Origin of the sequence: Streptomyces sp. NPDC057694, assembly GCF_042799415.1 — a bacterium.
Lineage (GTDB): Bacteria > Actinomycetota > Actinomycetes > Streptomycetales > Streptomycetaceae > Streptomyces.
Map to the genome: position 1 here is coordinate 276,722 of NZ_JBHVIX010000001.1, position 12,769 is coordinate 289,490.

The window sequence follows — 12,769 nt, forward strand, 5'->3', positions numbered from 1 at the left end:
AAACTGAACGCATGCATACTCCCGCGTTCACGGACATGCCTCAGCCGCCTCCGGCCGCCCGTCCCCCGCACCTGCCGGCCGGCTCCCGACTCGCCTGGCTCGACAATCTGCGGATCGCTCTGACCCTGCTCGTCGTCGCCCACCACGCTGCTCAGGCCTACGGCCCCGCCGACTGGTGGTACGTGACGGGCCAGCCGCGCAGTTCCGGCCTCGCCACGCTCTCGGCCGTCGACGGCGCGTTCTTCATGAGCCTGTTCTTCTTCGTCTCCGCCGTTCTCGTGCCCGGTTCCTACGATCGCCGCGGGGCCCGCCGCTTCCTGACCGGCCGCCTCCTGCGACTGGGGGTTCCGCTCCTGGCCGGGGCGCTGACGATCATCCCCGGTCTGATGTACGCGTACTACGTCCACTACCGGGGCTACGCACCGATCTCCTACCCGCGCTACTTCACCGACGTGTTCCTGGGGCTGGGCGACAGGCCGGACGACTGGAGCGGTCCGTCCTGGCCCGATCTTCAGTTCGGGCACCTGTGGTTCGTCCAGAACCTGCTCGCCTACAGCGTCCTGTACGTCGTCCTCCGGCAGACGGCCCGCCTGGTCGGGCGCCGACGGCCCGGGGTGACACGGCAACGGCGGGCGCCGGGTCATCGGATGCTGTTACTCACCGTCGTGGCACTGGCCGCCGCCACTTTCCTGGTCCGCCTGCGCTATCCGCTGGACACCTGGGTGCCGGTTCTCGACTTCCTCCAGGTGGAACCCGCCCGGCTCCCCCAGTACGCGGCCTTCTTCACCTTCGGTGCACTGGCTGGGCGGCACGACTGGCTGCACCGCTTCGACGCGACGACCGGCTGGTCGTGGCTGACCGGCGGGATGCTCGCCGTGGCCGTGCTGTTCGCCGTCGGCGCCGACGCGTCCGCCTTCGGCCCCGACGGAGCGACCGGGGGCTCCGCGCTCTGGTCGACGTACGAGAGCGGTCTGTGCGTGGCCTTGAGCGTGGGCCTGCTGACCTTGTTCCGGGAGACCCTTGCCCGCGCAGGCCGCGTCACGCGCGAACTGTCCGCCGATTCCTACACCGTGTACGTCGTGCACGTTCCGCTCGTGGTGACCCTGCAGTACCTGCTCGCCGGACGCGGCCTGCCGGCGACGGCGGCATGGTGCGTCGTCGCCGTCGCCGGGACCGTGTCCGCCTACGCGCTTTCGGCCGGGCTGCGCAGGCTGCCGGGGGCTCGGCGCGTGCTGTGAGCGTCCGTGGCGGGCTTGGTGGCGCGCACGATGGCGGAGTGCATGCCGTCGGCCACCGCGTGGGTCGGGGTGAGTTCGACGTCCCTGAATCCGGCCTCCGTCAGGCCCTCGCGGTATTCGGCGAAGGAGAGCGCGCCCGCGATGCAGCCGACGTAGTCGCCGCGCTCGGCCCGCTGCGCCGGCGTGAGCGCATCGTCGGAGACGACGTCGGAGATGCCGATCCGGCCGCCGGGTACGAGGACGCGGTACATCTCGGCGAAGACCGTGGGCTTGTCCGTGGACAGGCTGATCACGCAGTTGGAGATGACGACGTCGATCGTGTGCGCCGGAAGCGGGATGGCCTCGATGGTGCCCTTGAGGAACTCGACGTTGGTGGCGCCGGCCTTCCTCTGGTTGGCCAGCGCCAGGGCGAGCATCTCTTCGGTCATGTCGAGGCCGTACGCCTTGCCGGTGGGGCCGACCCGGCGGGCGGACAGGAGTACGTCGATGCCGCCGCCGGAGCCGAGGTCGAGGACGCGCTCGCCCTCGTGCAGTTCGGCCACGGCGGTGGGGTTGCCGCAGCCGAGCGAGGCGGCGACGGCCTCGGCGGGCAGCGCCTCGCGCTCGTCGGCCGCGTACAGGCCGCCGCCGAAGTTGTCGTCGATCTCGATGGCCTGAGGGCCGCAACACGCCGCGCCGCCTTCGGTGACCTGTACGGCGGCGGCCGCGTAGCGCTTCCGGACGGTTTCGCGCAGGTCGATGGAGTGATCGCTCACGACATGCCTCCTAGGACGAGAGGAGAGGGGAAGGGCTCGGACAGCTGTTTCGAAATTTGTCGATGCAAGCTTGCGGTCTGTATCGAAGTTCGTCAACATAGAAGCATGTCGAAACACGAACTTGTGGTGCTCGGCCAGGACGAGGGCGAGTGCTGCCCGACCCTGCTGACGGCACCGCTGGGCGAGGAGCAAGCCGTCGAGCTGTCCAGGGTGTTCAAGGCCCTGGGTGATCCGGTGCGACTCCGCCTGCTGTCGATGATCGCCTCGCGTGAGGGCGGCGAGATCTGCGTCTGCGACCTCACGCCTGCGTTCGATCTGTCGCAGCCGACGATCTCCCACCACCTGAAGCTGCTCCGCCAGGCGGGCCTGATCGACTGCGAGCGGCGCGGCACCTGGGTCTACTACTGGCTGCTGCCGGAGACGACCGACCGGCTGGCCGGTCTCCTCACCCGCCCCGGGCAGCGGACGGCCGCGGAGGGTTCCTCGTGAGCGCCACTCCCGTCGCCGGGCGCCTGTCGTTCGTGGACCGGTACCTGGCGGTGTGGATCCTGGCCGCGATGGCCGTCGGCCTCGGGCTCGGCCGCCTCGTGCCCGGCCTCGGTGACGCGCTCGCCAGGATCACCGTGACCGGCGTCTCCCTGCCGATCGCGCTCGGCCTGCTCGTGATGATGTACCCGGTCCTCGCCAAGGTCCGCTACGACCGGCTCGACAGCGTCACCCGCGACCGCCGGCTGCTCGTCCCGTCCCTGTTGCTGAACTGGGTCCTGGGCCCCGCCCTGATGTTCGCCCTCGCGTGGATCTTCCTGCCGGACCTGCCCGCGTACCGCACCGGCCTGATCATCGTCGGCCTGGCCCGCTGCATCGCCATGGTCATCATCTGGAACGACCTCGCGGGCGGCGACCGCGAAGCCGCCGCCGTCCTGGTCGCGCTCAACTCGGTGTTCCAGGTACTGGCCTTCAGCCTGCTCGGCTGGTTCTACCTGTCGGTGCTGCCTGGCTGGCTGGGCCTCGAACAGACCGCTCTGGACGTGTCCGTGTGGGAGATCGCCCGCAGCGTACTCATCTTCCTGGGCATTCCGCTGGTGGCCGGCTTCGTCACCCGTCGGCTCGGCGAGAAGGCCAAGGGCCGCAGCTGGTACGAGACCGAACTGATCCCGCGCATCGGGCCGTTCGCCCTCTACGGGCTGCTGTTCACCATCGTCGTACTCTTCGCCCTCCAAGGTGACGCCATCACCGCCCGGCCCCTCGACGTCGCCCGGATCGCGCTGCCGCTGCTGGTGTACTTCGCGCTCATGTGGGCCGGATCCATGGCCTGGGGCAGGGCCGCCGGCCTCGGCCATCCGAAAGCGACGACGCTGGCCTTCACCGCCGCGGGCAACAACTTCGAGCTGGCCATCGCGGTCGCCATCGCCACCTTCGGCGCCACCAGCGGCCAGGCGCTCGCCGGTGTCGTCGGCCCGCTCATCGAGGTCCCCGTCCTGATCGGCCTGGTGTACGTGGCGCTCGCCGCCCGGCGCTGGTTCCCCGACTCCCCCGCCCCGGAGATCCCGACGGCGGCCACCGCGGAAGGCTCCGCCCGTGTCTGAAGCATCGAGGCCCTCGGTCCTGTTCGTCTGCGTGCACAACGCCGGCCGCTCCCAGATGGCCGCCGGATTCCTCACCCACCTGGCGGGCGACCGCGTCGAGGTCCGCTCGGCCGGCTCGCTGCCGGCCGACCAGGTCAATCCGGCCGCCGTCGAGGCGATGGCCGAGGTCGGCATCGACATCACCACCGCCACGCCCAAGGTGCTGACCACCGAAGCCGTTCGGGAGTCCGGCTTCGTCATCACGATGGGCTGCGGTGACGCCTGCCCGGTCTTCCCCGGCAAGACGTACCTCGACTGGCAGCTCGACGACCCCGCCGGCCAGGGAGTCGAGGCCGTCCGCCCCATCCGCGACGAGATCCGGCGGCGCGTCGAGGCCCTGATCTCCGAGATCACCGACGCCCCCGCGTAGATGCCCTCGGCGCCCGGCACTTCGATCAAAAACCGTCAATTTCGGGAACTCCTGCGCCAACTGTGAGCGGCGTGCGAGGGTCGTGGGGATCTTGCCCGATGACGAAACGGGCCCGCGCCACGAGGGTTCGGGCCCTCCGTTCCCTGGAGCCGGTTTGCCCGCGATACCCGTCAGCGACGTCGATCTCTACACGCCCGAGGCCCGGACCGACCCCTACGCGATCTACGCGCAGTTACGGGCCCTCGGGCCGGTGGTGCACCTGGCCCGGTACGACCTGTATGCACTCCCCCGCTACCAGGAGGTGCGCGCGGCCCTCATGGACTGGCGGACGTTCTCCTCGGCCCGCGGGGTGTTCGTCGATCCGGGGATGAACGCCCAGCTCGAAGGGATCACCCTGTGCAGCGACCCGCCCGAGCACACCGCGCTGCGCTCGGTGCTGGGCCGTCCGCTGCGCCAGGACCGGATGCGGGACGTCACCCCCACGATCGAGGCGGAGGCCGGGCGGATCGTCGCCGAGCTGGTCGGGCGGGGCCGGTTCGACGCCGCGACGGAGCTGGCCGAGCATCTGCCCCTGGCCGTCGTCTCGGACCTCGTCGGTCTGCCCGACCGGGGGCGCGCCAAGATGCTGGAGTGGGCCGCGGCCATGTGGGACATGCAGGGCCCGGCCGACGAGCGCTTCACCAGTGCGGCACCCGTGGTCGAGGAGTTCATGGAGTACGTCACCCATGACGCGGTCCCGGGACGGATCCGCCCCGACGGCTGGGCCGCCCATCTCCACCGGGCGGCGGCCGACGGGGAGTTGCCGCCGGAGAAGTGCCCGGCGCTGATGCTCGACTACGTCACGCCGAGCCTCGACACGACGATCCTCGCGATCACCAACGCCATCGCCCTCTTCGCCGCGCATCCGGACCAGTGGGACCTGCTGCGGGCGGACCGGTCGCTGATCCCCCACGCGATCAACGAGTCGCTGCGCCTGGAGACCCCGGTCCCGCAGTTCAGCCGGGTGCTGACCGAGGACCACGAGATCGACGGCGTCGGCCTCCCCGCCGGCAGCCGGGTGGCGCTGCTCTACGGGTCGGCCAACCGCGACGAGCGCCACTATCCCGACCCCGAGACCTTCGACATCACGCGCCGCCCCTCGGACCATCTGGCCTTCGGCCGGGGCGAACACGTGTGTGTCGGCATGCACCTTGCCCGGCTGGAGATGGGCACGCTCCTCGACCGCCTGGCGGACCGGGTGAGCCGGTTCGAGACGCTGGCCTCGACACCGATGATCAACAACGGTCTGCGCGGCCTGGCCCATCTCGACATCGTCGTCCGCACGGACGAGACCGCGGACGCGGTGCGGCCCGCGTGACTCGTCATCTCAGCCCCTGGAACTCTGACCCTGGCCCCGACTCCTAGGACAGGGTCAGAAGGTGGTCCAGCACACCCGGGTCGGCCTTCACTCCGTCGTGGAGGTGGGTTTCGGAGACCCAGGGGTGCAGGTTGCGGATCCGGGCCGCCGTGGTCAGGGCCTGGTCGTGGTCGACGAACATGTCCTGGCGGTACACGGCCGCGGCGGCCGGGACCTTGTTGTCCGACAGACGGTCCAGGTCGTAGAGGGCGGGCCAGTCCGTGCGGTGGGCGAGGGTGTCCGCGGTGGCCTTCAGCGGGACGAGCGCGGGGTCCTCGTCGAACATCCACGGGTACATCATCTCGCCGGTGAAGTGCAGCGGGCCGCCGCCGGCCGCGTCGAACTCGGGGAACTCGTCGCGGATCCGGTGCGCCGACCAGCCGGTGGCCCGGCCGCCCTGGGCGTAGATCGCCTCGTGCAGGACCGCGTACAGAGGACGTGGTGCGAGGGAGACCACCGCGTCGACCCCGCGCAGGAACGGGTCGGAGAGCGCGGGCCCGTGCGGACCCGCCACGAACGCGGACTCCAGCAGGTAGTGCAGGGTGTCGAAGCCCGACGAGGTGCCGAAGGTGATGCCCAGTGTCTGGAAGCGGCGTACCGACAGACGCTCGCCGGACGGCATCCGGACGTCGTGGTCGGCGAGGTGCGCGACGACCCGTTCGGCGAGGGCCCGGTCGGCCGGATACCGGTCGAAGTAGCGGGTGTTGGCCGCGGCGGTGCGCCGGTACGCGGCACGGTAGATGTCGTCCGCGTGGGCGGTGAGGGTGGGCAGGCCGCCCGTGATCAGGGCCCGCGAGAGCCCTTCCGGGGCGAGGCTGAGGTAGGTGAGCGTGGTGAAGCCGCCGAAGCTCTGGCCGAGGACCGTCCAGGGGCGGTCGCCCTGGAGGCGTCGGCGCACGAGTTCGGCGTCGCGGACGATCGAGTCGGCCCGGAAGTGGGTGAGGTAGCCGGCCGCGTCGGGCAGGGCGGCGAGCGTGGTGCGGTCGGCCGGGGTGGAGCGGCCGGTGCCGCGCTGGTCGAGGAGGACGACGCGGAAGTCCTTGAGGGCGCGGCGCAGCCAGGCGCCCGCCGCGTTGGGGCGTTCCGCGCGCCCGCCGGGACCGCCCTGGAGCCAGAGCAGCCGCGGCAGTTCGCGGCCCGCCGTGCCCTCGGCGCCCTCGGCGACGACTTCGCGGGCGAAGACGGAGATGCTCGGCCCGTCGGAGCGGGTGTGGTCGAGCGGTACGTCGAGGGTGTGGTCGGTGCAGACGAGGCCGCTGTGGCGGTACGTGATCTGGTCGTCGGTCAAGTCCGGCTCCTTGGGCGGATGGGCGGTCGAGGCGGGGTGCCGCTGCGGTCAGTAGCCGGCGACGCCGAGCTCGCGGCAGATCTTCACCAGGTCGGGGTGCACGTACACGCCGTCCTTCTCGATGCACTCGCCGTCGAGGTAGATCGACGGGCCGAGGATCGAGCCGTCGGTGTGTGCGGCGGACACCCACGGCTCGCCGCCGATCCAGGCGCCCTTGGTGCCGATGCCCAGTTCGACGCAGCCGAAGACGCGCTCGTCCTCGACGATGCGGCCGGTGGGTGCGGGCACGCCCGGGTTGAAGCCGAGGGACCAGTGGGCGACGCGGTACATGTTCGGGTCGTCCCAGGACTCCATCCAGCGGCGGAAGATCTCCGCGTCCTGGCCCTCGCCGTCGATCTTGGTGACGACGCCCTTCTCGACGGTGCAGCGGACCGGCGTGCGCAGCAGGCCGAGCTGGTCCGGCGGCCACAGGGCGCCGTCGAAGACGAGGACGCCGTCCTGGGTCTCCTCCAGGGGGTTCCAGGAGATCTGGCCGGAGAGCATCACGGTCTCGCCGGGCTTCTCGGCGGGCTTGCCGCGCAGGTTGATGGGTCGGTCGCCGTTGCGGCCGGTGATGTCGGTGCCGTTGGCGGACGTGATGCGTACCTCGTCGGCCTGCTCCAGGAGGTGGACCAGGGCCTTGCCGAGCCGGATGACGCCCTCGAAGTCGGGGCGGCCGACCGTCGCGACGAGCATGTGCACGTCCATGGCGGTGAGGTTGGTGTAGCGGCAGCCGTTCGCCATGGCGCGCCGGAAGGCGTCGGAGTGCATGACGTACGAGACGGCGAACTCGATCCACACGTCGGCGTCCGCGATGGCGCCGGCGACGGGACGCGGCGGCTCCATCGACGAGCTGGGCATGGTCTCGGACCAGACGACGACGGGGTGCGCGCCCGCGGCGGCGACGGCCTGCGCGGTGGCGTCGACGACCCGGCGGTCGCTGCTGGTGTCGCCGGTGAGGACGACGTGCTCGCCGGGCTTGACGAGCATGACCTGCTCGACGAGCTTGCGGGCGGCGAGGGCGAGTTCGTAGCTCAGGTACTCGGGGCGGGGCTCGAGCCGGCTGAACATCTCCATGGGAATCTGTCTCCTTGGGGTGGTGCGTGTGGGAGAAGGTAGTTCGGGGGCGGGGTCAGCTCGCCTTGATGATCTGGGCGGAGTCGCCCAGGGAGCTGCCCGCGATGAGGCCGGCGCCGATCAGGTTCAGTTCCTCGTCGGCGCGCGGGCCGCGCCACTTGCGGTAGCCGACGCGCACGGCGAGCGCGGCGAGGACCATCCAGCAGGCGTTCGGCGTGAGGATCAGCAGGCCGGTGGCGAGCATGACGCCCATCTGCCGCTTGGTGCCGCCGATGAGTTGGATCAGGGCGCCGGGAATGGCCCACAGCAGGAGGGTGCGCAGCACGCCGGGTTCGCCCAGGCCGTTCTTGACGGTGTCGGCGTAGACCTTGGCGACGGGCGGGATGAGGCCCTGCTTGAAGTACGACTGCCACAGGACCGCCACGACGACGAGGGCGGCGGCGAAGCCGATGAGCGCGGCGCGGAACTGCTCGCGGCGGCCCTCACGCTCGTACGGGTCCCAGGGCCGGTGGTCGCGGCGCAGCAGCCACCCGGCCTTGAGGTCGTAGCCCATGTCGGCGAAGGCGGGGCCGGTGGCGGACACGTAGCCGACGAGGAGCGCCAGCGGGACCGACGGGATGCCGATGAGCAGGCCGAGGACCAGGAAGATCAGGGTGACGGCGAAGGAGGGGAACCAGCCGGACTGCATCGCGGCGAGGCCGACGATCAGCTCGTGCACGAGGGCGGCGAACGCGGCGAACAGCACCCAGCCGAGCAGGCCCAGCGGGCTCATGTCGCCGATCAGGCCGCCGAGCACGGCGAGCAGGACGGCGCCGGCGACGAAGAGGGCGTAGCCGCGCACGAGGGAGCGGCGCAGTTGCTTCTCGTCGACCGTGTACGCAGTCGTCTCGTCCCGCACCGCCGGTGCGGGCTGCTCCTTCTGCGTCGGACGCCTGCGGACCAGCATGAAGACGGCCTGGCCGAGGGCGACGACGCCCGCGCCGACCATCACGCCGTGCGGGACGTATCCGGCGCCGAGGTCGGTGTGGAACAGGTCGGGGCTGAACTCGCGCAGGCCCAGGCCCACGCCGAACATCAGCAGGGCCCAGACGTTGCCGAGGAAGGCGACGCCGGCGGCGGACAGCGGCAGGCTGAAGAGGGTGCCGGCGAGGCCGACGAGGGTGCCCGCGCCCAGGACGAGGGCCCGCTTGCCGCCCTTGTCGCCCGCCTTGATGGTCTCCGCGGCGGCCTGCCCGGGCGGCCAGGCCGCGTCCGCGGGCAGCAGCCGGGAGCCGAAGGAGCGGTACAGCACCCAGGTGTCGATGAGCAGGCCCACGAAGGAGCCGATGAGCATCGGCCACACCAGGTCCTTGCGCCCGAAGACGTAGGGCACCGCGATCGAGGTGAGCAGGGCGTTGGCGGAGGCGAAGGTGGCGGCGGAGATGGCGCTCTGAGCGAGGTTCTGCCGGTGCACCGAGCGCATCGAGCGCAGCCCGGCGAGCGGGATGCGGCCGATGAGCATGGCGATCAGGGCGCCGACGACCGAGGTGTTGGCGGAGATGCCGAGCTTGGCGACGAGGTCCGCGCCGATGACGGCGCCGACGACGGAGAGCACGGCGAGGACCACGAACACGACGGGTTCGGTCACCTTCGGGTGACCGCCGCCGGAGGGCGTTGCGCCGGGGCCGGAGTCGGCGGGCGGCGGCGCGGTGGCCGACGGCGAGGTGTGGTGCGACACGGGGACACCCCTTGCTGGGTGGGCCCACCTCGGGACAGGGTCCGGGGCGGGACTTTTCGGGCAGGCAGCGGCACGCCGCGTACTCCGGTGCGGGTCACGTCGTACGGGCGGGTGGTCCGGCGGTCGGTGCCGCCGGGCCGGGTCAGGAGCCGAAGGCGGCCGTGGCCTCCTCCGCTCCGGCCAGGACGAGTTCGGTGATGCGGTCGGCGGCGCGGGTGACGCGGTGCGCGGGGCCGATGACGGTGAGCGAGGCGGCGACGGTGCCGGCCTGGAACACCGGGGCGGCCACGGCGGCGACGGCTTCGTCGTACTCGCCGTGGCTGACGCTGTATCCGTGGGTGCGCACGTCGGCGTACCGGGCCAGGAGGGCGTCGAAACCGGTGACGGTGTGGTCGTTGAAGCGCTGGAGCGGCGTGGCTCCGAACAGGCGCCGGATCTCCGCCTCGGGGTAGTGCGCGAAGATGGCGTGGCCGGAGGCGCCGGCGTGGCCGGGCATCACGGCGCCGACGATCGCGGTGTAGCGGACGGGGCCGGTGCCGTCGACGGCGGCGGCGCACCGGTATCCGGCGCCCTGCGGCACGTTCAGCACGACGCTCTCGCCGGTCTCGCGCAGGAGCCCCGCGAGGATCGGGCGGACCAGCGACGGCAGTACGCCGCTGTGCTCCCCGGCGCGGGCCAGCCGGGAGACGGCGGGGCCGAGCCGGTAGCGGCGGGTCGTGGTGTCGCAGGTCAGGAAGGAGCGGGAGGCGAGCGTGGTGAGAACGCGCTGGGATACTGCTTTGTCCCAGCCGTGCCGGCGCGCCATCTCGCTGACGCCCCACTCGGGGCGGCGCTCGGTGAACGACAGCAGGGCGAGCAGCGCACGGTCGGCGCCCTGGAGGACGCCGGGCTGCGGCGGGGCGAGAGCGTCGGCCTCGTCGGCCGGGTCCGCCTGCCGGGCGGTTTCGTCGTCGGCCGTGCCGTTCGCCTTCGCCTCTGACATCGCCTCGCTCCTCTCCCTCGACTGCGCTCGGTGCGCTCAGCGCAACGCCGTTGCGCTGAGCGGCGAGAACTATGGGTTCAGTGGGGCGCGGGTGTCAAGGGTGTTCTTCGGCACGTCGGCCGGTACTTCACTCCGGGCGCGCAGAGCGCGGTTCGCCGGTCGGGCCCGACGCGTCAGGGCGCTTCGCCCTGGGCTACCTCCACCTGCTGGTGGAAGGCGAAGGCGCCGACGGCTCCGGCGGTGACGGAGAGGGCCGCGCAGCAGGCGAGGACGACGGCGATCCAGCGGGCGGCGTGGACCCGGGGCGCGGGGGCGAGCAGGGCGGCGACGCGTTGCGGGACGGGGCCCGAGGAGGCCGCGGGGGCGAAGTCGGGGCGTACCGTGCGGGCGGCGTGGCCGGCGAGTGCGGCGCGGGCGACGGCCCGGGCGGTCAGGCGGCGGTCGCCGGTGGCGCGGGCGGCGGCCTCGTCGGCGGCGCGTTCGACCGCGAGGCGGATGGCGGTGCGGGGCGCGCGCAGGGCGGGGTGGCAGTGGGCGGTGAGTTCGGCCGCGGCGAGGATGTAGTGGTGGTGGCCCTGGTTGTGGGCGCGCTCGTGGGCGAGGAGGGCGTCGCGTTCGGCGGCGTCGAGGCTGCGCAGCATCGCGGTGGTGACGACGACGCGGTGCGGGCGGCCGGGCAGGGCGTACGCGTCGGGGTGGGGCGACTCGATGACGCACAGGTCGCCGGCGGTGGGGCGGTGGTCGGCCTCCCGGGTGGCCGAGCGGAAGGCCCGCAGTTGGCGCACGGTCCAGCGGGTCAGGGTCCAGGTGCTGATGGCGAGCGCGCCCACGGCGGCGCCGGCCACCGGCAGGGCGACCAGGCCGGAGGCGGAGGGCAGGGGGTGCACGAGTTCGGCGAGCGCGGCCAGGCCGGGGAGGGTGAGCAGCCCGGCGACGACGAGCGTGCCGAGGGCGACGACCGACGCGCCGGCCAGGAGCAGGCTGCTCGCCGTGAGCACGTACAGCGCGGGATCCGGGGGCAGGCGGCGTACGACACACCGGGACAGCGGCCGCGCCGCGAAGGGCAGCGCGAGCGGCACCAGGAGCAGGAACAGCGGACTCACGCGTCCTCGCCCTCCAGGAGCTGTCGCAGCAACTGCTCGTCGTCCGGCTTGAGCTGGGCCACGAAGCGGGCCAGGACGGATTCGCGGTCGGCGTCCCGGTCGAGCTCGGTGTGCATGCGCCGCGCCGTCAGTCCCGGGGCGTCCTGCACCGGGTGGTACGCGAAGCCGCGCCCTTGACGGTCGCGTCCGACGACGCCCTTGTCGAAGAGGCGCGTGAGGATCGTCGTCACGGTGGTCCGTGCCAGGTCACGCGCGAGATCGGCCTGCACCTGCCCCGGGGTGAGTGGGCCTTGCGCGGCCCAGAGGGTGGCCATGACGGCGGCCTCCAGCTCACCGGCCGGCCGGCGTTCGTCGGTGCTGTCGGTGTCGGTCATGGAACTTTCCTCACCCCGCTATCGTCTACAGTCACGTAGACCGTCTACAGAATTGTAGTCAGTCGCCGGGTGCTCCCGCTCGCCTCCGGCCGGTCACGACCAGAATGCGAGGGCTCACGACGATGACCTCAGCCATCCACCTATCTTCGCAGCTCGCTGTCAACGTGCTGGACGCCCGTTCCCTGCTGTCCGCCTTCGGCGTGCTGGGGGTGGCGGCCGTGCTGTTCGCGGAGACCGGGCTGCTGATCGGGTTCTTCCTCCCGGGCGACTCGCTGCTCTTCACGGCCGGACTGCTCAGCACGGGGACCGGCCGGGGCGGTCTGCACCTGCCGCTGGTTCCCCTGCTGGTCGCCGCCGCGGCCGGCGCGCTGGCCGGCGCCCAGGTCGGCTATCTGATCGGCCGCAAGGGCGGCGGAGCGCTGCTGACCCGCAGTCGCTCGCGGCGGCTGCACGAGGGAGCGCGCCGGTCCGAGGAACTCCTCGCGCGGTACGGGTACGGCAAGGCGGTGGTCCTCGCCCGGTTCGTGCCCGTGGTGCGCACTGTGCTCAATCCGATGGCGGGTGCGCTGCGGGTGCCGCTGCGCACCTTCACCCTGTGGCAGGTGGTCGGCGGTGTCGTCTGGTCCGTGGGCCTGACGCTGGCCGGGTACGCGCTCGGCTCGTCCGTGCCGAACGTCGACCGCTACCTGCTGCCGTTGGTGGCACTGATCGTGGCCGTGTCGCTGCTGCCGCTCGCCGCCGAGCTGCACCGCGCGCGAAGGGCCGCGAAGGCACGGACGGCGACGGAGGTACGAGGATGAGCACC

General features: G+C 72.1%; 13 protein-coding genes. 6 read left to right on the plus strand and 7 right to left on the minus strand.

Annotation, left to right across the window (positions count from 1 at the left end; all coding sequences use genetic code 11):
• The first annotated feature begins 11 nt into the window (after window positions 1–11).
• Window positions 12–1,238, plus strand: a complete 1,227-nt coding sequence (locus ACFVDP_RS01420; protein WP_383481397.1) for an acyltransferase family protein — start codon at window positions 12–14, stop codon at window positions 1,236–1,238.
• Here ACFVDP_RS01420 and arsM read toward each other — a convergent pair.
• Complete coding sequence (gene arsM / locus ACFVDP_RS01425) at window positions 1,184–1,993, minus strand: arsenite methyltransferase (RefSeq protein WP_383481400.1); 810 nt, start codon at window positions 1,991–1,993, stop codon at window positions 1,184–1,186. The genes ACFVDP_RS01420 and arsM overlap by 55 nt on opposite strands.
• Before the next feature lie 105 nt (window positions 1,994–2,098).
• Between arsM and ACFVDP_RS01430 the strand changes: the two genes are divergently transcribed.
• The 4 genes from ACFVDP_RS01430 (at window position 2,099) to ACFVDP_RS01445 (ending at window position 5,345) form a co-directional block, all read left to right on the plus strand.
• Window positions 2,099–2,482 (plus strand): ArsR/SmtB family transcription factor, encoded by a 384-nt coding sequence (locus ACFVDP_RS01430; protein ID WP_383481403.1) that lies wholly within the window; start codon window positions 2,099–2,101, stop codon window positions 2,480–2,482.
• The gene (arsB, locus tag ACFVDP_RS01435) at window positions 2,479–3,579 is read left to right on the plus strand and encodes an ACR3 family arsenite efflux transporter (protein ID WP_383481406.1); all 1,101 of its coding nucleotides are present in this window, start codon (window positions 2,479–2,481) and stop codon (window positions 3,577–3,579) included. Before ACFVDP_RS01430 ends, arsB begins: the two co-directional genes overlap by 4 nt.
• Window positions 3,572–3,988, plus strand: coding sequence for an arsenate reductase ArsC (locus tag ACFVDP_RS01440; RefSeq protein ID WP_383481409.1), 417 nt, complete (start codon window positions 3,572–3,574; stop codon window positions 3,986–3,988). The genes arsB and ACFVDP_RS01440 overlap by 8 nt, the downstream gene beginning before the upstream one ends.
• A gap of 154 nt (window positions 3,989–4,142) precedes the next feature.
• On the plus strand, window positions 4,143–5,345 hold the full coding sequence (locus tag ACFVDP_RS01445) for a cytochrome P450 (protein ID WP_383481412.1): 1,203 nt from the start codon (window positions 4,143–4,145) through the stop codon (window positions 5,343–5,345).
• 43 nt (window positions 5,346–5,388) lie between these two features.
• Here ACFVDP_RS01445 and ACFVDP_RS01450 read toward each other — a convergent pair whose 3' ends face one another.
• The 6 genes from ACFVDP_RS01450 to ACFVDP_RS01475 all read right to left on the minus strand — a co-directional run bounded on the left by ACFVDP_RS01450 (window position 5,389) and on the right by ACFVDP_RS01475 (window position 11,964).
• Entirely contained in the window at window positions 5,389–6,672 is a 1,284-nt protein-coding gene (locus ACFVDP_RS01450) for an alpha/beta fold hydrolase (protein ID WP_383481415.1), read from the minus strand.
• 48 nt (window positions 6,673–6,720) lie between these two features.
• A complete protein-coding gene (locus ACFVDP_RS01455; RefSeq protein WP_383481418.1) occupies window positions 6,721–7,788 on the minus strand; it encodes a hypothetical protein in 1,068 nt (355 codons plus the stop codon).
• A 55-nt stretch (window positions 7,789–7,843) separates the two neighbouring features.
• Window positions 7,844–9,505, minus strand: coding sequence for an OPT/YSL family transporter (locus ACFVDP_RS01460; RefSeq protein WP_383481421.1), 1,662 nt, complete (start codon window positions 9,503–9,505; stop codon window positions 7,844–7,846).
• Window positions 9,506–9,647: 142 nt separating this feature from the next.
• Window positions 9,648–10,487 carry an IclR family transcriptional regulator gene (locus ACFVDP_RS01465; RefSeq protein WP_383481424.1) on the minus strand — a complete coding sequence of 280 codons (840 nt, stop codon included), beginning with the start codon at window positions 10,485–10,487 and terminating at the stop codon, window positions 9,648–9,650.
• 173 nt (window positions 10,488–10,660) lie between these two features.
• On the minus strand, window positions 10,661–11,590 hold the full coding sequence (locus tag ACFVDP_RS01470) for a M48 family metalloprotease (protein WP_383481427.1): 930 nt from the start codon (window positions 11,588–11,590) through the stop codon (window positions 10,661–10,663).
• Window positions 11,587–11,964: a BlaI/MecI/CopY family transcriptional regulator gene (locus ACFVDP_RS01475; protein WP_383481430.1), complete on the minus strand. Its 378-nt coding sequence runs from the start codon at window positions 11,962–11,964 to the stop codon at window positions 11,587–11,589. The genes ACFVDP_RS01470 and ACFVDP_RS01475 overlap by 4 nt, the downstream gene beginning before the upstream one ends.
• A 122-nt stretch (window positions 11,965–12,086) precedes the next feature.
• Between ACFVDP_RS01475 and ACFVDP_RS01480 the strand changes: the two genes are divergently transcribed.
• On the plus strand, window positions 12,087–12,764 hold the full coding sequence (locus ACFVDP_RS01480) for a DedA family protein (protein ID WP_383481432.1): 678 nt from the start codon (window positions 12,087–12,089) through the stop codon (window positions 12,762–12,764).
• Window positions 12,765–12,769: the final 5 nt, after the last annotated feature.

Coding starts and splice junctions, on each gene's coding strand:
- ACFVDP_RS01420 (WP_383481397.1), top strand. CDS start 12: ATGCATACTCCCGCGTTCACGGACATGCCTCAGCCGCCTCCGGCCGCC.
- ACFVDP_RS01430 (WP_383481403.1), top strand. CDS start 2,099: ATGTCGAAACACGAACTTGTGGTGCTCGGCCAGGACGAGGGCGAGTGC.
- ACFVDP_RS01455 (WP_383481418.1), bottom strand. CDS start 7,788: ATGGAGATGTTCAGCCGGCTCGAGCCCCGCCCCGAGTACCTGAGCTAC.
- ACFVDP_RS01465 (WP_383481424.1), bottom strand. CDS start 10,487: ATGTCAGAGGCGAAGGCGAACGGCACGGCCGACGACGAAACCGCCCGG.
- ACFVDP_RS01475 (WP_383481430.1), bottom strand. CDS start 11,964: ATGACCGACACCGACAGCACCGACGAACGCCGGCCGGCCGGTGAGCTG.
- ACFVDP_RS01480 (WP_383481432.1), top strand. CDS start 12,087: ATGACCTCAGCCATCCACCTATCTTCGCAGCTCGCTGTCAACGTGCTG.